Genomic DNA, 19,941 nt, shown 5'->3' with positions numbered 1-19,941 from the left:
TCCTCGCCGGGACCGAGGAGGAACCAGACGACATGGGCGAGCCAACCGTGCACGGACGTATGACGACCCAGGCAGGTGGGGTGCGATGAGTTCTCTGCTGCTCCTGACCAATGCCCTCCAGCCGTCGACGGAGGTGCTTCCCGCCCTCGGCCTGCTGCTGCACAACGTGCGTGTGGCCCCGGCGGAGGGGCCCGCACTGGTCGACACCCCGGGCGCCGACGTCATCCTGGTCGACGGGCGGCGCGACCTGCCGCAGGTGCGCAGCCTGTGCCAGCTGCTGCGTTCGACGGGCCCCGGCTGTCCGCTCGTCCTCGTGGTGACGGAGGGCGGCCTCGCGGCCGTCACCGCCGACTGGGGCATCGACGACGTGCTGCTCGACACCGCCGGCCCGGCCGAGGTCGAGGCCCGGCTGCGGCTCGCCATGGGCCGCCAGCAGATCGTCAACGACGATTCCCCGATGGAGATCCGCAACGGCGACCTGTCGGTGGACGAGGCGACCTACAGCGCCAAGCTCAAGGGCCGGGTGCTGGATCTCACCTTCAAGGAGTTCGAGCTCCTGAAGTACCTCGCGCAGCACCCGGGCCGGGTCTTCACCCGCGCCCAGCTGCTGCAGGAGGTCTGGGGCTACGACTACTTCGGCGGCACCCGGACCGTAGACGTCCACGTGCGGCGGCTGCGCGCCAAGCTCGGCCCCGAGCACGAGTCGCTGATCGGAACCGTCCGGAACGTCGGTTATCGATTCGTTACTCCTGAAAAGGTGGACCGTGCCGCCGACGAGGCGAAGGCCAAGGCGGCCCGTCCAAAGGCGGACGATGCGACCGCCCCGGTCACTGCGGAGGCACGGGCCGAGGCATAGGGCCTGTCCGGCGGATCAAGTCGCAGGGAGGCAACGGCGCGTCATCAGCGCAGGTGAGCGGGGTCTGGGGCGTCCAGCTGCGAGGCGGAGGAGGGAGTCGACGCGATGGGGGTCCCCCCTGCTCGAGCGAAGCCGAGAGCTTGGGGAAGTCGGCGACCGACGACAACGCCGCTGGGGGTACCCCCTGCTCGAAGAGCTTGGGGGAGGGCGTGCCGGACCCCGCGTCTGCGGCATGATCCGCCGGACAGGTCCTAGCGGGCGCGCGGGCAGGGCATTGCGCCCGCACATCCAAGGGGCGATACGCCCTGCCCAGAGCGGGTCCATCCGCGTAGACTCCGCGCGTGGCCAAGGTGACTCGGGACGACGTGGCGCGGCTGGCGGGGACTTCGACCGCCGTGGTCAGCTATGTCATCAACAACGGACCCCGGCCGGTCGCCCCGGCCACGCGGGAGCGTGTGCTCGCCGCGATCAAGGAACTGGGATACCGGCCCGACCGGGTCGCCCAGGCCATGGCCTCGCGGCGCACGGACCTGATAGGCCTGATCGTCCCGGATGCCCGCCAGCCCTTCTTCGGGGAGATGGCGCACGCCGTCGAGTGGGCCGCCGCCGAGCGCGGAAAGATGGTCCTCGTCGGCAACTCCGACTACGTCGCCGAGCGCGAGGTCCACTATCTGCGGGCCTTCCTCGGGATGCGGGTCTCCGGCCTCATCCTGGTCAGCCACGCGCTCAACGACCTCGCCGCCGCCGAGATCGACGCCTGGGACGCCCGGGTGGTGCTGCTGCACGAACGTCCCGAGGCCATGGACGACGTCGCCGTCGTCACCGACGACCTGGGGGGCGCGCAGCTCGCCGTGCGGCACCTGCTGGAGCACGGCTACGAGTACGTCGCCTGTATGGGCGGCACGGCGGAGACGCCCTCCGTCGGCGACCCCGTCTCCGACCACGTCGAGGGCTGGCGGCGCGCGATGACCGAGGCGGGCATCCCGACCGAGGGGCGGCTCTTCGAGGCGCCGTACAACCGCTACGACGCCTACCGGGTCGCCCTGGAGTTCCTCTCCGGGCCGGACCGCCCGCCCGCCGTCTTCTGCTCCACCGACGACCAGGCGATCGGCCTGCTGCGGGCCGCGCGCGAGCTGCGCATCGACGTACCGGGCGAGCTGGCCGTGGCCGGCTTCGACGACATCAAGGAGGCGGCGCTCGCGGACCCGCCGCTGACGACGGTCGCCTCGGACCGGTCGGCGATGGCGCGGGCCGCGGTGGACCTCGTCCTGGACGACGGCCTCCGGGTCGCCGGGTCCCGCCGGGAGCGGCTGAAGGTGTTCCCGTCGCGGCTGGTCGTCCGCAGCTCCTGCGGCTGCGCGTAGCCGAGCCCGGGGCCCCCGGCCTGGTCCCTGAGAGCGCTCCGGCCTGATCCCTGAGGGCGCCCCGGCCTGATCCCCGAGGGCGCCCCGGACGCGCCTTTATATCGGGCATACGAGGTTCTGTCGGGCTTCTCAGCGGGGACTCAGGAGCCTCTCATGATCGCGGGTCATTTTTATAGTCATGACCGAGAGCATCCGCCGCGGCGGCGCACACGAGCCCTCCCAGGGTGACGCGCGCCAGCCGTCCGCGTATCCCCAGCAGCACGCCTCCTCTCCCGTGCACCCGGAGTGGCCGCCCCGGCCGGCGTACGCGCCGACCCCGGCCGCTTTCGCCGAGGGTGACGGCGGACACGGGGCGCAGGGGACGTACGGCGGTCCGCTCGTGGACGGTCAGGGGGGCGGCACGGCTCTCCCGCCCCCCATTCCGTCAGGTCCCGCGCCCGCGCCCCGCGAGCGCGCCAAGGGGCCGACGGCGCTGCTCGCCGCCGTGGCGATCGCCGCCGCGGCGGTGGGCGGCGGCACCGCCTACGCCTTCCAGGAACTGACCGGCCAGGACGCGGTCGCAGCCGCGAGCAGCACCGGCACCAACGCCGTGCCCGCCGGCCGGCGGGGCAGCATCGCTGCGATCGCCGAGGCGGTGACCCCGAGCGTGGTCGAGATCAACGCGACCCTCGGCAACGGCTCGTCCACCGGGTCCGGTGTGATCATCACCAGTGGCGGCGAGATCGTCACCAACAACCATGTGGTGGCGGGCGCCTCGTCGGTCAAGGTGCGCACCAGCGACGGAAAGCAGTACGGCGCGCGGGTCGTCGGCACCGACAGCTCCAAGGACCTCGCCCTTGTCGAACTGGAGGGCGCCTCCGGTCTGAAGGCGGCCTCCCTGGGTGACTCCGCCGGTGTCTCGGTCGGCGACCAGGTCGTCGCCATCGGCTCCCCCGAGGGCCTGACCGGCACCGTCACCAGCGGGATCGTCTCCGCCCTCGACCGTGACGTGACCGTCTCGACCGGCGAGGGCCAGGGACAGCAGGACGGTGGCGGCGGACAGTGGCCGTTCGAGTTCGGCGGCCGGGAGTTCAACGGCGACACCGGGTCCTCCACCACGACCTACAAGGCGATCCAGACCGACGCCTCCCTCAACCCGGGCAACTCCGGCGGCGCGCTGATCGACGCGAACGGCGACGTCATCGGGATCAACTCCGCCATGTACTCCGCCGCCTCGAGCACGGACTCGTCCGGCGCCGGCAGCGTGGGCCTCGGTTTCGCCATCCCGGCCGGCACCGTCAAGGCCGACCTGGCCGAGCTGCGGTCCGGCTCCCGGACCTGAGGCACCACGGGCCCGGAGCACCACGGCACCTGAAGCACCTGAAGCACCTGAGCGAGAAGGAGAACGTCATGATCGAGCAGGTTGTGCACGAGACCACCGAGACCGTCGACGCCGCCACCCCCGTTGGCGTCGACCTGGGCCTGGCCGTCGCGAAGGAGCTGCACAGCCCGGTGAACCGGGTCCCCGAGGTCGCCGTACCGCAACTGATGGGCCTGCGTCTCCCGGCCGCCCGCCCCCACCGCCACAAGGTGCCGCTGCGCCGGCTGACGGCGGTGCACTGCTGACCGCCCCGCCCACCGGCCCCACGGCCCCGAGACGTGCGAGGCTGAGAACGTCCCGCCCACGCCCCCACCGCACCCGAGGAAACGCGAGCGATGAGCCCCGCCGATGGCGACCGTGACCCCCAGCGCATCCTGATCGTCGACGACGAGCCCGCCGTACGCGAAGCGCTCGAGCGCAGCCTCGCCTTCGAGGGGTACGGCACCGAGGTGGCCGTGGACGGCGCGGACGCGCTGGAGAAGGCGGCCGCGTACCGGCCGGACCTGGTGGTCCTCGACATCCAGATGCCCCGCATGGACGGCCTGACCGCCGCCCGCCGCATCCGCGGCACCGGGGACATGACCCCCATCCTGATGCTGACGGCCCGCGACACGGTCGGCGACCGGGTCACCGGGCTCGACGCCGGCGCCGACGACTACCTGGTCAAACCGTTCGAGCTGGACGAGCTGTTCGCCCGGATCCGCGCGCTGCTGCGGCGCAGCTCCTACGCGGCGGCCGTGGCGGGCGCGGCCGACGACACGGACGTGCTGTCCTTCGCCGACCTGCGCATGGACCTCGCCACCCGCGAGGTCACCCGCGACGGGCGGCCGGTGGAACTGACCCGCACGGAGTTCACCCTGCTGGAGATGTTCCTGGCGCACCCGCGCCAGGTGCTCACCCGGGAGCAGATCCTGAAGGCGGTCTGGGGCTTCGACTTCGAGCCCTCGTCGAACTCGCTCGACGTGTACGTGATGTACCTGCGCCGCAAGACCGAGTCCGGCGGCGAGCCACGCCTCGTGCACACCGTGCGGGGCGTGGGGTACGTCCTGCGGCAGGGCGGCGCGGAGTGAGGCTCGCGGTACGGCGGCTGCGCTCGCTGCCCATCCGGTCCCGGCTGGCGCTGCTGGTCGCGGCGGCCGTGGCGTTCGCGGTGGCCGCGGTCTCGGTCACCTGCTGGTTCATCGTCCGGAGCCGGCTGTACGACGAGGTCGAGAACCGGCTGGCGAGCGCCAACACCCGGCAGCTCCTGGACGACACCCCCTATGTGACGGCGCTGCTGACCAGCTGCCCCCCGACGGCGGCGGGCGACTCCGGCGGCAGGCCGTCGTACTTCTACATGCAGCTGGTGAGGGCGGACGGCAAGGCCTGCGTCCTGCCCCAGTCCGAGGGCGTCCTCAAAATCACGCGCACGGACCGGCAGGCGGCCGCCAACCCCGACCTCACCGTGCGCACCTTCCACAACAGCACCGACAGCGAGGGCAACGACGTGCGGGTGGCGGTCCTCGCCATCCCCCTGGAGGGCGGCCCCGACCTGCGGCCGTATCCCAATGCCGTGTTCACCATCGGGCTGTCCCTCAAGGACACCGAGAAGACCCTCGACGACCTCGCCCTGCTGCTCCTCGTCGTCTCCGGCGTCGGCGTCCTCGGCGCCGGGGCCGCCGGTCTCGCGGTGGCGCGCGCCGGTCTGCGGCCGGTCGACAAGTTGACCGAGGCGGTGGAGCACGTCGCCCGGACCGAGGACCTGACCATCCGGATCCCCGTGGAGGACGACAGCGAGGACGAGATCGCCCGGCTGTCCCGCTCCTTCAACTCGATGACGTCGGCGCTGGCCAGCTCCCGCGAGCTGCAGCAGCAGCTCATCGCGGACGCGGGCCACGAGCTGCGCACCCCGCTCACCTCGCTCCGCACCAACATCGAACTCCTCACCCGCAGTGAGGAGACCGGCCGCCCGATCCCGGAGGCCGACCGCAAGGCGCTGCTCGCGTCGGTGAAGGCGCAGATGACGGAGCTCGCCTCGCTGATCGGCGACCTTCAGGAGCTGTCGCGTGCGGAGGGGCAGCGGGGCGAGCGGGTCCAGCTGATCGCCTTCCAGGACACCGTGGAGGACGCGCTGCGCCGGGCCCGGCTGCGCGGGCCGGAGCTGACGATCACGGCGGACCTGAGCCCCTGGTTCGTCCGGGCGGAGCCGTCCGCGATGGAACGGGCGGTGGTCAACATCCTCGACAACGCGGTGAAGTTCAGCCCGGAGGGCGGCGCGGTCGAGGTGGTCCTGGACGAGGGCGTGCTCACCGTCCGCGACCACGGGCCGGGCATCCCCGCCGACGAACTCCCCCATGTCTTCGACCGCTTCTGGCGCTCACCGAGCGCGCGGGCGCTGCCGGGCTCGGGCCTGGGCCTGTCCATCGTCGCCCGCACCGTCCAGCAGGCCGGCGGCGAGGTCGCCCTGGCACCGGCGCCGGGCGGCGGCACGGTGGCGACGGTACGCCTGCCGGGCGCCCCGACCCCGCCCCCGGAGGGGCCGTACGGCACGGCCGCCTGAGGTCAGGGGGCACTTGGGCGCCTGGGGTCGGGGGGCAATGCGCGCCTGGGGCCGGTGCTCGACGTGCGGAAATGCGCGGCCGGTGCCCGGGGGTGTGCGCGACGTCGTCGGCAAGGGGTGCGGAGCGCGCCGCGGACGGCCGGACGGCGACCTCGCGCAAGGCCCGGCGCGGAGCGCGGTGCGACGCGGGACGGGCCCTGCGACCGGTGGCCTCAGGCAACCGACGAGCCGCTTCTCCTCAGGCGGGGCGGCGCACCCTTACTCTCATACGCATGACCAGCGACGACACCGCACCGATCGCCCGCTCACTGGACACCTGCTCCGTGCTCTCCCCGGACCAGGCCGACGCCGTGCTCGGCCTGCTGGCGGCGGCCGCCCGCAACGACGGCCAGCAGGCGGTGTCCGAGCAGGGCCGGCTCCAGCTGCGCGGCGGCGCCCGCGAGGGCGTGTCCCACATGCTGCTCACCGTCGACGGCGAGCTCGTGGGGTACGCGCAGCTGGAGGACACCGATCCCGTGGAGGCGCCCGCCGCCGAGCTGGTCGTCCACCCGGCGCACCGCGGGCACGGCCACGGGCGGGTGCTCGGCTCCGCCCTGCTCGCCGCCTCGGGCAAGCGGCTGCGGGTGTGGGCGCACGGCGGGCACTCCGCCGCCCGGCACCTCGCGCAGGTCCTCGGGCTCACCCTCTTCCGTGAGCTGCGCCAGATGCGTCGGTCGCTCACCGACTTCGATCTGTCCGAGCCGCCGCTTCCCGAGGGCGTGACGGTACGGACCTTCGTCCCCGGCGAGGACGACGCCGCGTGGCTCGCCGTCAACGCCGAGGCCTTCGCCCACCACCCCGAGCAGGGCTCGCTCACCCAGCGGGACCTCGACGCCCGCGAGGCGGAGGCCTGGTTCGATCCGCACGGGTTCTTCCTGGCCGAGCGGGACGGACGGGTGGTCGGCTTCCACTGGACGAAGGTGCACGCCGAGGAGCGCCTCGGCGAGGTGTACGTGCTCGGCGTGCGCCCCGGCGCCCAGGGCGGCGGCCTCGGCCGGGCCCTGACCGTGATCGGGCTGCGGCACCTGGCCGCGCAGGGCCTGCCGACGGCGATGCTGTACGTCGACGCCGACAACAAGGCGGCGGTCTCCGTGTACGAGCGGCTGGGGTTCAGCACCTACGAGACCGACCTGATGTACCGGACGGAGACCTGACCGGAGCCCTGCCCGGAGACCCCGGCCCGGACCTCTGGCCGGGGAGCTGCCCGGAGACCTGGCGGGGGACCTGGCCGGTGGTCCGGCCGGCCCGGCAGCCCCCCGCGCGGTCTCCGGGGCGTCCCCGCCGCCCCGCCCCACCGCCGTACGACCTGAACGCCCTTTCCCCGCACCGCCCTTCGAAAGGGGCGGCCGGGGCCGGACGCGGCCGTGCGGGGCGGCGGGGACGCCCCGGGGCCGCTCCCCGCTATCCCGCACGTCATGTCTCCGTAACCATCGATTCAGACGGGCTTGCGACGCTCGGGCAATGAAGCCCGCCGCGCCAGAGCCTTCGCCGCCCCCCGAGGGCGCCACGGGGGACGGGAACGCTCCCGCCCCCTCGCGGCCCCGGCAGGCCGGGGGGACCCCCGTCGCCGCGCTCCCGCCCGCGGCCTCCGACGCGCCTGTCTTCCGCCCGGCGCGGAAGAATGGGTTCATGAGCCAGCCAGACACCCAGGCACAGGTCCAGCACCCGCAGCCCTCCGTGGGCTCCATAGCCGCCCACCGCCCGCACACCGTGGCGGCGGCGGTCTCCGACCTGGAACCCGACATCGATGCCGACCTCGACGGCTACGAGGAGTCGCAGGTAGACGGGGTACAGCTGCCACAGGGTCGTTTCCTCGACCGGGAGCGCAGCTGGCTCGCCTTCAACGAGCGCGTCCTCGAACTCGCCGAGGACCCGAACACGCCCCTCCTGGAGCGGGCCAACTTCCTCGCGATCTTCGCCAGCAACCTGGACGAGTTCTTCATGGTCCGGGTGGCGGGCCTGAAGCGCCGGATCGCCACCGGGGTCGCCACCCGCTCCGCCTCCGGCCTCCAGCCCCGCGAGGTGCTGGAGATGATCTGGGCCCGCTCCCGCGAGCTCATGGCCCGGCACGCCGCCTGCTACCACGAGGACGTCGCCCCCGCCCTCGCGGAGGAGGGCATCCACCTGGTCCGCTGGAGCGAGCTGACCGAGAAGGAGCAGGCCCGCCTCTTCACGCTCTTCCGGCACCAGATCTTCCCGGTGCTCACCCCGCTGGCGGTCGACCCGGCGCACCCCTTCCCGTACATCTCCGGCCTGTCCCTGAACCTGGCCGTGGTCGTACGGAACCCGGTCACCGGCCACCGCCACTTCGCCCGCGTCAAGGTGCCGCCGCTGCTGTCCCGCTTCCTGGAGAGCTCCCCGGGCCGCTACGTCCCCGTCGAGGACGTCATCGCCGCCCACCTGGAGGAGCTGTTCCCGGGCATGGAGGTGCTCGAGCACCACGCCTTCCGGCTCACCCGCAACGAGGACCTGGAGGTCGAGGAGGACGACGCGGAGAACCTGCTCCAGGCGCTGGAGAAGGAGCTCATGCGGCGCCGCTTCGGGCCGCCGGTGCGCCTGGAGGTCGAGGAGTCCATCGACCGCGAGGTCCTGGACCTGCTGGTGCGCGAGCTGAAGATCAGCGAGGCCGAGGTGTACCCGCTGCCGGGCCCCCTGGACCTCACCGGCCTCTTCCGCATCCACAGCCTCGACCGGCCCGAGCTGAAGTACCCGAAGTTCGTCGCCGGCACCCATCGCGACCTCGCCGAGGTCGAGTCGGCCTCCGCGCCGGACATCTTCGCCGCGCTGCGCAACCGGGACGTGCTGCTGCACCACCCGTACGACTCGTTCTCGACCTCCGTCCAGGCGTTCCTGGAGCAGGCCGCCGGCGACCCGGACGTGCTGGCGATCAAGCAGACCCTGTACCGGACCTCGGGCGACTCCCCCATAGTCGACGCGCTCATCGACGCGGCCGAGTCCGGCAAGCAGGTCCTCGTCCTGGTCGAGATCAAGGCCCGCTTCGACGAGCACGCCAACATCAAGTGGGCGCGCAAGCTGGAGGAGGCCGGCTGCCACGTCGTGTACGGCCTGGTCGGCCTGAAGACGCACTGCAAGCTGTCCCTGGTGGTCCGCCAGGAGGGCGACACCCTCCGCCGCTACAGCCATGTCGGCACCGGCAACTACCACCCGAAGACGGCCCGCCTCTACGAGGACCTCGGCCTGCTGACCGCCGACCCGCAGGTGGGCGCCGACCTGTCCGACCTGTTCAACCGGCTCTCGGGCTACTCGCGCCGCGAGACCTACCGCCGGCTGCTGGTCGCCCCCAAGTCCCTGCGGGACGGCCTGGTCGCACGGATCAACAAGGAGGTCCAGCACCACCGTGCCGGGCGTCCCGCCTTCATCCGCATCAAGGTCAACTCGATGGTCGACGAGGCCGTCATCGACGCGCTGTACGGCGCGTCCCAGGCAGGGGTGCCCGTCGACGTCTGGGTGCGCGGCATCTGCGCCGTGCGCCCCGGGGTCACCGGGCTGTCCGAGAACATCCGCGTCCGGTCCATCCTCGGCCGCTTCCTGGAGCACTCCCGGGTGTTCGCCTTCGGCAACGGCGGCGAGCCCGAGGTGTGGATCGGCAGCGCCGACATGATGCACCGTAACCTCGACCGCCGGATAGAGGCCCTGGTCCGCGTCGTCGACCCGGCACACCGGGCGTCGCTCAACCGGCTTCTCGAGACCGGCATGTCCGACACCACCGCCTCCTGGCACCTCGGCCCGGACGGCGACTGGATCCGGCACGCGACCGACGCCGAGGGACAACCCCTGCGGAATATCCAGGAGATGCTCATAGACGCCCGGAGGCGCCGGCGTGGCAATGCAACACCCTGACCCGACGGACCCCACCGCCGGGCCGGTCCCCACCGACGCTCTCGCGGCCTATCTGCGGGCGCAGGCCACAGAGTTCCTCCGCGCGCTGCGCCTGCACCGCCAGGCGGGCCCCGGCGGCGGATCCCCGTCCCGCGCGGAGGCGCGGGCGGCGGACAGCGGCCCGGCGGCCAACGGCCCGGCAGGCAACGGCTCCGTGGAGGCCGTCGACGCGGCGCGCGCCCTGCGCCGCTCGGCCCGCCGCATCAGCGGCAGCCTGCACACCTTCCGCCCCCTGCTGGAGGAGGGCTGGGCGGAGGAGCTGCGGCCCGAACTGGCCTGGCTGTCGGGCACCTTGGCCCGTGAGCACGCCTACCAGGCCCGTCTGGAGCGGCTGTTGCTGGCCCTGCACCGGCTGTCGGGGTCGGCGGCCCTGCCCGCCCAGCCGGTGGGCGCGCTCGGCGCGGCCGTGGCCCGGTCCGGCGCGGCGGACCGGACGGGCGCCGGTGCCGTCCCCGGCTCGACGACCCCGGCGGAGGCGCCCGGCGGCCACCGCGCCGCGGCCCCGGCGCCGGACCGCGGCAGCCTGACCGTCGGCGCGGCGAAGGCGGGCGCCCTGCTCGACCGCCAGCTGACCCTGGCCCGGACCCGGGCGCACTCCACCGCCCTCCAGGCCCTCGGCTCCTCCCGCTTCCACGCGGTCGCCGACAAGGTGGCCGTACTGGCCAGCGACGTCCCGCTGGTCCCCGGCGCGGCCACCGCCGACCTGCGCCCGCTCGCCGCCGCCGCGCGGGAGCGGCTGGCGGACGCGGTCGCGGCGCTGCCGCTGCTCACCGCGGGCAGCCCGTACAACGCGGAGGCGCTGATCCACGGCCTGTCCCCGGACCCGTCCCCGCACCCGCAGGACGCGCCCTGGCACCAGGTCCGCCTGCTGCTGCGCCTGCACCGGTACGCCCGCGAGGTGCTGCACGGCGACAGCGCGCCCGTCGACGTACGGCTGCCGGCGGCCGGCCAGGCGCTCAACCGGCACCGTGACGCCTCGGAGGCGGCGGCCGCCGCGGCCGCGGCCGCCCGCACCCCGCGGATCGCGCCGGCCACCGCGTACGCGCTCGGCGTGCTCCACGCCGACCAGCGGCACGAGGTGGAGGCGGCGCGGTTCGCCTTCCAGCAGTCCTGGCAGAAGCAGACGGTCAGCGCTCCCTGAGGAGGCGGTGAGCTACCGGTGAGTCCCGCGAAGGACACCGTCGTCCGGGCGTCCGGGTGCGTCCTGTGGCGCCGTTCCCCGGTGGACGGCACGCTCGAGGTGTGTCTGGTGCACCGGCCCAAGTACGACGACTGGTCGTGGCCCAAGGGCAAGCTCAAACGGGGCGAGGACCCGCTCGCGGGTGCCCTGCGCGAGGTCGAGGAGGAGACCGGCCACACCGCCGTGCCCGGCGCCGAGCTGCGCGCCGTGCGGTACATGGCGGGCGGGCGTCCCAAGCGGGTCCGTTACTGGGCGGCCGAGGCCACCGGCGGCCGCTTCACCCCCAGCAGCGAGGTGGACCGCGTGCTGTGGCTGTCCCCCGCCGCCGCCCGCAGCCGCCTGACCCAGTACCGCGACCGCGACCTCGTGGACGACCTGCTGGCCACCCTCCGCCACGCCTGACCGGCCGCTCTGCGGGAGTCTGAACGGATCAGGGCTCCGACCGCCGCCCAAGGGGCCGGACCGGATCCGGCGTCACGCAAGAGGCCGGACGGGATCAGGGTTCCGCCCCCAGGGGCCCGGACGGATCCGGCTCCCTCCGCCGCCCAAGGGGCCGGGACCGGATCAGGGCTCCGTCGCGTGTCCCCGGGCGTCCGTGCGGGCCAGGCTGCGGGCCCGGCGGGCCGGACCGCGCCAGCCGCAGACGCAGTGGGCCACGCAGAAGCGGCCCTGTTCGACGGTCGTCGTGCTGTGAACCTGATCCTCACGGTCAGGGCCGAGCCCCTCCTGCTGCGCCACGCCCCCACCGTACCCACACCGGGTGAACGGCTCACATCCCCGTGCGACGGATGGCACCGCCGCGTGACGGGGCTCCCTACCGGTCGTTAACCGGAACGACAGGGGGTCCCGTGACGGACGTACCGGCTGGGGGTAGGCAGGCGATGGCGGAGCGACAGCGGCGGCAGGCGAGCGGGGCGGTGCTCGCGGCGGGACTGATGGTCTGTACGTGCGCCACGGGCTGCGCCGGCGGCGGCGCGGCCGCTCAGGACGGGCGCGCCGCGGCCGACCCGGTGCGGACCCTGCGCCAGGCCCCCGAGGCCCTGCTGACGGCGGGCAGCTCCCAGGCCCGTACGTCGATGGAGATGGCCACCGGCGGGACCAGGGTGACCATCCGCGGCGAGGGCGCCTACGACTTCCGCGGGCAGCTGGGACGGCTGACGGTGATGCTGCCGCAGGACCCGGCCGGCACCGTCCCGCACCGGCCGATCACCGAACTCCTCGCGCCGGGCGCGCTGTTCATGAAGAACCGCGGCGCCGGTGTGCCGGCCGACAAGTGGGTGCGGGTGGAGACCGCCACGCTGTCCGACGGCAATCTCGTCACCGGTGGCGCCACCGACCCGTTCGCCGCCGCCGAGGTGCTGCGCGGGACGCGCACGGCGACGTACGTGGGGAGGACCGAGCTGGCGGGCGTCGAGGTGCGGCACTACCGGGGCACCGCCGATCTCGCCCTGGCCGCGAAGAGCGCCGGGGCGGCCGGCGGGGCGGCCCTGCGGGCGGCGGCGAAAGGGTTCGCCACGGCCGCCGTCCCGTTCGACGTCTACCTCGACGACCAGGGGCGCATCCGCAAGGTCCGGCACCGGTTCAGCTTCGTCAACGGGCAGCACGAGGGCACGGTCGCCGTCTTCTCCACGACCCTGCTGTACGCCTTCGGGACCCCCGTGACCGTACGGCTGCCGAAGGCGGAAGACATCTACGCCGGGCGGATCGCCGAGAAATGACCGGCGAACTAGCCCGTCCGTGCCATGCGCGCCGTGCAGGCCGCTCCCTACCCTAGGAAGTCGGTGACGGCAGAGACGAGGTGACGCACGTGGCTCCGGTCGGCGGTACGGCAGTTCAGGACCACGTGGCCCTCGCCGAGATCGAACTGTGCGGGGAGCTGATCATCGCCGCCTCGGCGGCCGAGGATCGGCTCAGCCTGGAGAGCATCGACGAGGTGCTCAGGGTGGCCGAGGAGCGCGCCGACGCCCCGCGCGGCTGACCCGGCGCGGCCGCCCCGCGCGCCCGGCCCGGCACGCACGCCGTCCCGAGCGACGAGAACCGGCCACCCGCGCACGGGGCGGACGCGCCCCGTACGGCGCTCAGGTGCGCAGCAGCCGCCCGATCGCCTTCGTCGCCTCCTCGACCTTCGCGTCGATCTCGGTACCGCCCTTGAGGGCCGCGTCCGCGACGCAGTGGCGCAGGTGCTCCTCCAGCAGTTGCAGGGCGAAGGACTGCAGGGCCTTGGTGGAGGCGGACACCTGGGTGAGTATGTCGATGCAGTAGACGTCCTCGTCGACCATCCGCTGCAGGCCGCGGATCTGGCCCTCGATCCGGCGCAGCCGCTTGAGGTGCTCGTCCTTCTGCTGGTGGTAGCCGTGCACACCGCGGTCGTGGTCCGTCACCACGTCGCCCGCGCCATCGGAGGGCACCGCCGCCCCGGCCTCGGTGGTCGTCATAGCGGCCTCCCTCTCAGATCGATCCCGGAACGCGATCCCCGACATATACCCCCACAGGGTATATCCTAGCGAACTTTGCTGGGTATACGCCCTGTGGCCGAAGCCGAGCGCGGAGGCCGGACCGGCCCCCGGTACCGCCCCCGTGCGGAGCACCGTGCCCGATGGGCGACACTGGGGGACGGCCCCTTAGCCGTGGCCGGATGATGCGCTTAGCATCACCCTGACCGAAACCGAAGCATCCTGAGGACCCCACGTGCGCTTTCGTCTGACCCCCAGGGAGACGAGCTTCTACGACATGTTCGCCGCCTCCGCGGACAACATCGTCACGGGCTCGAAGCTCCTGATGGAACTGCTCGGGGCGGACTCTTCCGCCCGGGCCGAGATCGCAGAGCGTATGCGGGCAGCGGAACACGCCGGTGACGACGCCACGCATGCGATCTTCCACCAGCTGAACTCCTCCTTCATCACGCCCTTCGACCGCGAGGACATCTACTCCCTCGCGTCGTCCCTCGACGACATCATGGACTTCATGGAGGAGGCCGTCGACCTGGTCGTCCTCTACAACGTCGAGGAACTGCCCAAGGGCGTCGAGCAGCAGATCGAGGTCCTGGCGCGGGCGGCGGAGCTGACCGCCGAGGCGATGCCGCACCTGCGGACCATGGACAACCTCACCGAGTACTGGATCGAGGTGAACCGTCTGGAGAACCAGGCGGACCAGATCCACCGCAAGCTGCTGGCGCACCTGTTCAACGGCAAGTACGACGCGATCGAGGTGCTCAAGCTCAAGCAGATCGTGGACGTACTGGAGGAGGCGGCGGACGCCTTCGAGCACGTCGCCAACACGGTGGAGACCATCGCGGTCAAGGAGTCCTGAGGCGTCCATGGACACCTTCGCTCTCATTCTGACCATCCTGGTCGCGCTCTTCTTCGCCTATACCAACGGCTTCCACGACTCGGCGAACGCCATCGCCACCTCGGTGTCGACGCGTGCGCTCACGCCGCGCGCGGCGCTGGCGATGGCGGCGGTGATGAACCTCGCCGGCGCCTTCCTCGGCAGCGGGGTCGCCAAGACCGTCAGCGAAGGCCTGATCGCGACGCCCACCGGCGGCAAGGGCATGGGCATCCTCTTCGCGGCCCTGCTCGGCGCCATCGTCTGGAACCTGGTCACCTGGTACTTCGGCCTGCCCTCGTCCTCCTCGCACGCGCTGTTCGGCGGCATGGTGGGCGCGGCGCTCGCGGGCGGTACGCAGGTCCACTGGTCCGGGGTGCTGGACAAGATCGTCACCCCCATGTTCCTGTCTCCGGTCGTCGGCCTGATCGTCGGCTACCTGGTGATGACCGCGATCATGTGGATCTTCCGCCGGGCCAACCCGCACAAGGCCAAGCGCGGCTTCCGCATAGCGCAGACGGTGTCGGCGGCCGGCATGGCGCTCGGCCACGGCCTGCAGGACGCCCAGAAGACCATGGGCGTCGTGGTGATGGCCCTGGTCATCGCCGACGTCGAGGACTACGGCGACCCGATCCCGGTGTGGGTGAAGCTGGTCTCCGCGCTGATGCTGTCGCTCGGCACCTACGCGGGCGGCTGGCGCATCATGCGGACCCTCGGCCGCAAGATCATCGAGCTGGACCCCCCGCAGGGCTTCGCGGCGGAGACGACGGGCGCGTCGATCATGTTCACCACGGCGTTCCTGTTCAAGGCGCCGATCTCGACCACGCACGTGATCACCTCGGCGATCATGGGCGTCGGGGCGACGAAGCGGGTGAACGCGGTGCGCTGGGGCGTCGCCAAGAACATCGTCCTGGGCTGGTTCATCACCATGCCGGCGGCGGCGATCGTGGCCGCCTGCACCTTCTGGCTGATCGACCTGGCGATCCTGTAGGACGGCACCGGTCGGCCGATCCCGCGGGGATCGGCCGGCCGGACCGCCGGGCAAGACAGCGGGCCCGCCCCCGGGAGCCGGGGGCGGGCCCTTCTGCGTCCTCGCGGTGGCACCGCCATGCAGCACCGCGAGGGTTCCGGGCGGGCCGCCGATCAGCCGAAGCGGCCCGAGATGTAGTCCTCCGTGGCCTGCACGGACGGATTGGAGAAGATGCGCTCGGTGTCGTCGATCTCGATCAGCCGGCCCGGCTGGCCGACCGCGGCCAGGTTGAAGAAGGCCGTACGGTCCGAGACGCGCGCCGCCTGCTGCATGTTGTGCGTCACGATGACGATCGTGAACCGTTCCTTCAGCTCACCGATCAGGTCCTCGATGGCGAGCGTCGAGATCGGGTCCAGGGCCGAGCAGGGCTCGTCCATGAGCAGCACCTTGGGCTCGACCGCGATCGCCCGGGCGATGCACAGCCGCTGCTGCTGACCGCCGGAGAGGCCCGAGCCGGGCTTGTTGAGGCGGTCCTTCACCTCGTTCCAGAGGTTCGCGCCCTTGAGCGACTTCTCCACGATGTCGCTGAGCTCGCTCTTCCTGTGGTTGCCGTTCAGCCGCAGGCCCGCCGCCACGTTGTCGAAGATCGACATGGTGGGGAAGGGGTTCGGGCGCTGGAAGACCATGCCGACCTCGCGGCGGACGGAGACCGGGTCGACCCCGGTGCCGTACAGGTCCTCGTCGTCGAGGAGCACCTTGCCCTCGACCCGGCCGCCGGGGGTGACCTCGTGCATCCGGTTGAGCGTGCGCAGGAACGTCGACTTGCCGCATCCGGACGGTCCGATGAACGCCGTCACCGAGCGCGGCTCGACGGTCATCGAGATGTCCTCGATCGCCTTGTGGGAGCCGTAGTACGCGGTGAGTCCGCTGACGTCGATTCGCTTGGCCATGACTACTTCTTCACTTCCAGTCGTCGGTCGCTGAGTGGCCGCGTCAGCGACCGGTCTTCGGGGCCTTCCAGCGGGCGATGCCGCGGGCCACCAGGTTGAGGATCATCACGAAGGCGATGAGGGTGAGGGCCGCCGCCCAGGCACGGTCGTAGGCCGCGCCGGAGCCCGAGCTGTTCGCGTACTGCTGGTAGATGTACAGCGGCAGCGAGGCCTGCGGGTCCTTGAAGGGGTTGGTGTTGATGAACTGCGTTCCCCAGACCAGCAGCAGGACGGGTGCGGTCTCACCGGTGATGCGCGCGATCGCGAGCATCACGCCCGTGACGATGCCGCCGATGGAGGTCGGCAGCACCACCTTGAAGATGGTGCGCCACTTGGGGACGCCCAGCGCGAGGGAGGCCTCGCGCAGCTCGTTCGGTACGAGCTTGAGCATCTCCTCGGTGGAGCGGACCACCACGGGCATCATCAGGATCGACAGGGCGAGCGAACCGGCGAAGCCGGAGTAGCCCATCTTGAGGATCAGGATCCAGAAGCTGAGGACGAACAGGCCGGCGACGATCGACGGGATGCCGGTCATGACGTCGACGAAGAAGGTGATGGCCCGCGCGAGCCTGCCGCGGCCGTACTCGACCAGGTAGATCGCGGTGAGTACACCGATCGGCACGGCGATCAGGGTGGCCAGGGCGACCTGCTCCAGGGTGCCGAGCAGGGCGTGGTAGATGCCGCCGCCCGGCTGGGTGTCGGCGACGCCGGCCATCGAGTGGCTCAGGAAGTACCCGTCGAGGACCTTCACGCCGCGCTTGGCGGTCTCCCAGATCAGGGAGGCCAGCGGGACGACGGCAACGAGGAAGCAGACCCAGACGAGGCTGGTCGCGATGCGGTCCCGGGCCTGCCTGCGGCCCTCGACGCGGGCCGCGACGACGTAGGTGGCGAGGACCGCGAGCACGGCCGCGATCAGGCCCCACTGCGCCTTGCTCTGCAGGCCGGTGCCCAGGCCGATGCCCACGGCGACGGCGACGGAGCCCGCGAGGACGGCCACCGGGAACCACTTGGGCAGGCTCGCGCCGCGCAGGGAACCGGTGGGCTTGTCGGTGACGGCTGGCGTGGTCATGCGTTGGCCCCCGAGTACTCCTTGCGGCGGTTGATGATCATGCGGGCCGCGCCGTTGACGAGCAGGGTGATGACGAACAGGACGAGGCCGGAGGCGATCAGCGCGTCCTGGCCGAACTCGGTGGCCTCGTTGAACTTGCTCGCGATGTTCTGGGCGAACGTGCCGCCGCCCGGGTCGAGCAGGCTGGCCTTGATGTCGAAGGTCGGGGAGAGGACGGTCGCGACGGCCATCGTCTCGCCGAGGGCGCGGCCGAGGCCGAGCATCGAGGCGGAGATCACGCCGGAGCGGCCGAAGGGCAGCACCGACATGCGGATCACCTCCCAGCGCGTGGCGCCGAGGGCCAGGGCGGCCTCCTCGTGCATCCGCGGGACCTGGCGGAAGACCTCACGGCTCACGTTGGTGATGATCGGCAGGATCATGATCGCCAGCAGGATGCCGACGGTGAGCAGCGAGCGGGCGGCACCGCCCTGCCAGGACAGGACGCCGGTCCAGCCGAAGTAGTCGTCGAGCCAGGCGTACAGGCCGCTCAGGTGCGGCACCAGGACGAGGGCGCCCCACAGGCCGTAGACGATGGACGGCACGGCGGCCAGCAGGTCGATCACGTAGGCGATCGGGCCGCTGAGCCGGCGCGGGGCGTAGTGCGTGAGGAAGAGCGCGATGCCGACGGCGATCGGGACCGCGATGGCCATGGCGACGATCGAGGAGACGACCGTGCCGAAGGCCAGCACCGCGATGCCGAACTCGGGCGGCAGCACGTTGGTGTTCCACTCGAAGGTGGTGAGGAAGTTCCCGTGGTCCTTGCTGATGGCGAGGGAGGCACGGTAGGTGAGGAAGACCGCGATCGCGGCCATGATCACCAGCAGCACGATGCCCGAGCCGCGGGAGAGACCGAGGAAGATCCGGTCGCCGGGTCGGCTGGCGCCGCGGGCGGCGCGCTTCTGGGCGCCCGGGGTCGGCCGGGGCGTCGGGGGAGCTGCGTCGGTTTGCTGTGTGGATATGTCCATCGGGTTCTCCGGTCTGCGGAGCCGTTCTCAGCGTTCGGCCCCTGGCGGCGGTGCACCGGACGGTGCGGCCCGGCCCCGACTCAGGGTCGGGGGGCCGGGCCGCACTCCTGGATCAGCTCAGGCCCTCGATGGTGGTGCGGACCTTGGAGATGATCTCGGCGGGGATCGGGGCGTAGGAGGCGTTGGTCAGCAGCTTCTGACCCTCCTCGGACGCGGTGTAGGCGAGGAAGGACTTGACGGCCGGCAGGGTCGCGGCCTTGTTGCCCTTGTCGCAGGCGATCTCGTAGGTGACCAGGGTCAGCGGGTAGGCGCCGTCCTCCTTGGGCTCGTAGTTGAGCTTCAGGGCGAGGTCCTTGCCGGTGCCGGTGACCTGGGCGGAGGCGATCGCCTTGGTGGCGTTCTCCACGGTGGCCTTGGCCGGGGAGGCGGCGCCGGTCTTCAGGTCGACGGTCTTGACGCCGTCGGCGGCGTAGGAGAGCTCGAAGTAGGAGATCGCGCCCGCGGTCTGCTTCACCTGCTGCGCCAGGCCGGAGGAACCCTGCGCGGACTGGCCGCCCTTGGCCTGCCAGGCCTTGCCGCCCGAGTACGGCCAGTCGCTCTTGGCGGTGGCGATCAGGTACTTGGTGAAGTTGTCCGTGGTGCCGGACTCGTCCGAGCGGTGGAACGCCTGGATCTTCAGGTTGGGAAGCTTGGCGCTCGGGTTCAGCTTCTTGATCGCCGCGTCGTTCCAGTTGGTGATCTTGCCGTTGAAGATCTTGGCGAGGGTGGACGGGTCCAGGACCAGGTTGTCCACGCCCGGCACGTTGAAGCCGATCGCGATCGGGCCGCCGACCATGGGCAGGTCGATGGCCTGGCCGCCGGAGCACACCTTCTTCGACTGGGCGATCTCCTCCGGCTTCAGCGGGGAGTCCGAACCGGCGAACGCGGTCTGGCCCTGCAGGAAGGCGGTGACGCCGGCACCCGAACCGGTCGGGTTGTAGTTGAGCTGCACACCCTTGCAGGCCTGGCCGTACTGCGTGTTCCAGGCGTCGATGGCGTTCTTCTGCGCCGAGGAACCGGAGGCCTGGAGCTGACCCTGGGCGTCGCCGCACTTGATGTTGCCCGGAGCCGCCGCGGCGGAGGAGCTGTTGCCGCTGCCACCGCCGCTGTTGTTGTCGGAGCCGCACGCCGTGAGGGCCAGGGCGCCGGAGACGGCGAGGACGCCGAGAGCGAGGGCCCGCCGGTTCTTGCGCTGAAGCATCACTTGAGGGATTTCCTTCCTGAAGCCGCCGTCCTGATCGGCGGCGTGCGAAGTGTGAGTGACGCCGATGCGCAGACATGCGCATCAGCACCGCGTACGGCCGAAAT

General features: G+C 72.0%; 20 protein-coding genes. 14 read left to right on the top strand and 6 right to left on the bottom strand.

The window, feature by feature from the left end; translation table 11 throughout:
• The first annotated feature begins 85 nt into the window (after positions 1 to 85).
• From ACIQ9G_RS23435 to ACIQ9G_RS23390, 10 genes are all read left to right on the top strand, one after another.
• Positions 86 to 856, top strand: a complete 771-nt coding sequence (locus ACIQ9G_RS23435; RefSeq protein WP_403612744.1) for a winged-helix domain-containing protein — start codon at positions 86 to 88, stop codon at positions 854 to 856.
• A gap of 341 nt (positions 857 to 1,197) precedes the next feature.
• Positions 1,198 to 2,220 carry a LacI family DNA-binding transcriptional regulator gene (locus ACIQ9G_RS23430; RefSeq protein WP_392194268.1) on the top strand — a complete coding sequence of 341 codons (1,023 nt, stop codon included), beginning with the start codon at positions 1,198 to 1,200 and terminating at the stop codon, positions 2,218 to 2,220.
• Between the two features lie 178 nt (positions 2,221 to 2,398).
• A complete protein-coding gene (locus ACIQ9G_RS23425; RefSeq protein WP_403612742.1) occupies positions 2,399 to 3,541 on the top strand; it encodes a S1C family serine protease in 1,143 nt (380 codons plus the stop codon).
• A gap of 68 nt (positions 3,542 to 3,609) precedes the next feature.
• Positions 3,610 to 3,825 (top strand): hypothetical protein, encoded by a 216-nt coding sequence (locus tag ACIQ9G_RS23420; RefSeq protein ID WP_403612740.1) that lies wholly within the window; start codon positions 3,610 to 3,612, stop codon positions 3,823 to 3,825.
• 90 nt (positions 3,826 to 3,915) lie between these two features.
• Positions 3,916 to 4,650, top strand: a complete 735-nt coding sequence (locus ACIQ9G_RS23415) for a response regulator transcription factor (protein ID WP_392194271.1) — start codon at positions 3,916 to 3,918, stop codon at positions 4,648 to 4,650.
• The gene (locus tag ACIQ9G_RS23410; protein WP_403612738.1) at positions 4,647 to 6,119 is read left to right on the top strand and encodes a sensor histidine kinase; all 1,473 of its coding nucleotides are present in this window, start codon (positions 4,647 to 4,649) and stop codon (positions 6,117 to 6,119) included. The genes ACIQ9G_RS23415 and ACIQ9G_RS23410 overlap by 4 nt, the downstream gene beginning before the upstream one ends.
• A gap of 272 nt (positions 6,120 to 6,391) precedes the next feature.
• Positions 6,392 to 7,312, top strand: coding sequence for a mycothiol synthase (mshD, locus tag ACIQ9G_RS23405; RefSeq protein WP_403612736.1), 921 nt, complete (start codon positions 6,392 to 6,394; stop codon positions 7,310 to 7,312).
• 475 nt (positions 7,313 to 7,787) lie between these two features.
• A complete protein-coding gene (locus ACIQ9G_RS23400; RefSeq protein ID WP_403612733.1) occupies positions 7,788 to 10,019 on the top strand; it encodes an RNA degradosome polyphosphate kinase in 2,232 nt (743 codons plus the stop codon).
• Positions 10,000 to 11,199 (top strand): CHAD domain-containing protein, encoded by a 1,200-nt coding sequence (locus ACIQ9G_RS23395; RefSeq protein WP_403612731.1) that lies wholly within the window; start codon positions 10,000 to 10,002, stop codon positions 11,197 to 11,199. The genes ACIQ9G_RS23400 and ACIQ9G_RS23395 overlap by 20 nt, the downstream gene beginning before the upstream one ends.
• 18 nt (positions 11,200 to 11,217) lie before the next feature.
• A complete protein-coding gene (locus ACIQ9G_RS23390) occupies positions 11,218 to 11,640 on the top strand; it encodes an NUDIX hydrolase (protein ID WP_403612729.1) in 423 nt (140 codons plus the stop codon).
• A gap of 162 nt (positions 11,641 to 11,802) precedes the next feature.
• Here ACIQ9G_RS23390 and ACIQ9G_RS23385 read toward each other — a convergent pair whose 3' ends face one another.
• Complete coding sequence (locus tag ACIQ9G_RS23385; RefSeq protein ID WP_403612727.1) at positions 11,803 to 11,976, bottom strand: hypothetical protein; 174 nt, start codon at positions 11,974 to 11,976, stop codon at positions 11,803 to 11,805.
• A gap of 143 nt (positions 11,977 to 12,119) precedes the next feature.
• Here ACIQ9G_RS23385 and ACIQ9G_RS23380 point away from each other — a divergent pair, with 143 nt between their 5' ends.
• Together ACIQ9G_RS23380 and ACIQ9G_RS23375 are read left to right on the top strand one after the other, a co-directional pair.
• Positions 12,120 to 12,956 carry a hypothetical protein gene (locus ACIQ9G_RS23380; protein WP_403612724.1) on the top strand — a complete coding sequence of 279 codons (837 nt, stop codon included), beginning with the start codon at positions 12,120 to 12,122 and terminating at the stop codon, positions 12,954 to 12,956.
• A gap of 80 nt (positions 12,957 to 13,036) precedes the next feature.
• Positions 13,037 to 13,216 carry a hypothetical protein gene (locus ACIQ9G_RS23375; protein ID WP_403612721.1) on the top strand — a complete coding sequence of 60 codons (180 nt, stop codon included), beginning with the start codon at positions 13,037 to 13,039 and terminating at the stop codon, positions 13,214 to 13,216.
• 100 nt (positions 13,217 to 13,316) lie between these two features.
• Here the strand turns inward: ACIQ9G_RS23375 and ACIQ9G_RS23370 are convergent, their stop codons facing one another.
• The gene (locus ACIQ9G_RS23370; protein ID WP_403612719.1) at positions 13,317 to 13,673 is read right to left on the bottom strand and encodes a metal-sensitive transcriptional regulator; all 357 of its coding nucleotides are present in this window, start codon (positions 13,671 to 13,673) and stop codon (positions 13,317 to 13,319) included.
• A gap of 253 nt (positions 13,674 to 13,926) precedes the next feature.
• On the opposite strand from ACIQ9G_RS23370, the gene ACIQ9G_RS23365 reads away from it, so the two are divergent.
• Together ACIQ9G_RS23365 and ACIQ9G_RS23360 are read left to right on the top strand one after the other, a co-directional pair.
• Positions 13,927 to 14,547 carry a DUF47 domain-containing protein gene (locus ACIQ9G_RS23365; RefSeq protein ID WP_028797706.1) on the top strand — a complete coding sequence of 207 codons (621 nt, stop codon included), beginning with the start codon at positions 13,927 to 13,929 and terminating at the stop codon, positions 14,545 to 14,547.
• 7 nt (positions 14,548 to 14,554) lie between these two features.
• A complete protein-coding gene (locus tag ACIQ9G_RS23360; RefSeq protein WP_403612716.1) occupies positions 14,555 to 15,553 on the top strand; it encodes an anion permease in 999 nt (332 codons plus the stop codon).
• Between the two features lie 152 nt (positions 15,554 to 15,705).
• Here ACIQ9G_RS23360 and pstB read toward each other — a convergent pair whose 3' ends face one another.
• The 4 genes from pstB to pstS all read right to left on the bottom strand — a co-directional run bounded on the left by pstB (position 15,706) and on the right by pstS (position 19,837).
• The gene (pstB, locus tag ACIQ9G_RS23355) at positions 15,706 to 16,482 is read right to left on the bottom strand and encodes a phosphate ABC transporter ATP-binding protein PstB (RefSeq protein WP_403612714.1); all 777 of its coding nucleotides are present in this window, start codon (positions 16,480 to 16,482) and stop codon (positions 15,706 to 15,708) included.
• A gap of 43 nt (positions 16,483 to 16,525) precedes the next feature.
• Positions 16,526 to 17,590 (bottom strand): phosphate ABC transporter permease PstA, encoded by a 1,065-nt coding sequence (gene pstA, locus ACIQ9G_RS23350; RefSeq protein WP_403612711.1) that lies wholly within the window; start codon positions 17,588 to 17,590, stop codon positions 16,526 to 16,528.
• On the bottom strand, positions 17,587 to 18,594 hold the full coding sequence (gene pstC, locus ACIQ9G_RS23345) for a phosphate ABC transporter permease subunit PstC (protein WP_403612709.1): 1,008 nt from the start codon (positions 18,592 to 18,594) through the stop codon (positions 17,587 to 17,589). The genes pstA and pstC overlap by 4 nt, the downstream gene beginning before the upstream one ends.
• 112 nt (positions 18,595 to 18,706) lie before the next feature.
• Positions 18,707 to 19,837, bottom strand: coding sequence for a phosphate ABC transporter substrate-binding protein PstS (gene pstS / locus ACIQ9G_RS23340; RefSeq protein ID WP_403612706.1), 1,131 nt, complete (start codon positions 19,835 to 19,837; stop codon positions 18,707 to 18,709).
• Between the last annotated feature and the right edge of the window lie 104 nt (positions 19,838 to 19,941).

It is taken from the genome of Streptomyces sp. NPDC096152 (assembly GCF_044763235.1).
Taxonomy (GTDB): Bacteria; Actinomycetota; Actinomycetes; order Streptomycetales; family Streptomycetaceae; genus Streptomyces.
Note: the sequence above shows the minus strand (reverse complement) of the source record. Positions and strands in the feature narration are given on the sequence as shown.

Coding starts and splice junctions, on each gene's coding strand:
- mshD (WP_403612736.1), top strand. CDS start 6,392: ATGACCAGCGACGACACCGCACCGATCGCCCGCTCACTGGACACCTGC.
- pstC (WP_403612709.1), bottom strand. CDS start 18,594: ATGGACATATCCACACAGCAAACCGACGCAGCTCCCCCGACGCCCCGG.
- ACIQ9G_RS23380 (WP_403612724.1), top strand. CDS start 12,120: ATGGCGGAGCGACAGCGGCGGCAGGCGAGCGGGGCGGTGCTCGCGGCG.
- ACIQ9G_RS23435 (WP_403612744.1), top strand. CDS start 86: ATGAGTTCTCTGCTGCTCCTGACCAATGCCCTCCAGCCGTCGACGGAG.
- ACIQ9G_RS23415 (WP_392194271.1), top strand. CDS start 3,916: ATGAGCCCCGCCGATGGCGACCGTGACCCCCAGCGCATCCTGATCGTC.
- ACIQ9G_RS23370 (WP_403612719.1), bottom strand. CDS start 13,673: ATGACGACCACCGAGGCCGGGGCGGCGGTGCCCTCCGATGGCGCGGGC.
- pstA (WP_403612711.1), bottom strand. CDS start 17,590: ATGACCACGCCAGCCGTCACCGACAAGCCCACCGGTTCCCTGCGCGGC.
- ACIQ9G_RS23360 (WP_403612716.1), top strand. CDS start 14,555: ATGGACACCTTCGCTCTCATTCTGACCATCCTGGTCGCGCTCTTCTTC.
- ACIQ9G_RS23425 (WP_403612742.1), top strand. CDS start 2,399: ATGACCGAGAGCATCCGCCGCGGCGGCGCACACGAGCCCTCCCAGGGT.
- pstB (WP_403612714.1), bottom strand. CDS start 16,482: ATGGCCAAGCGAATCGACGTCAGCGGACTCACCGCGTACTACGGCTCC.
- ACIQ9G_RS23420 (WP_403612740.1), top strand. CDS start 3,610: ATGATCGAGCAGGTTGTGCACGAGACCACCGAGACCGTCGACGCCGCC.
- ACIQ9G_RS23400 (WP_403612733.1), top strand. CDS start 7,788: ATGAGCCAGCCAGACACCCAGGCACAGGTCCAGCACCCGCAGCCCTCC.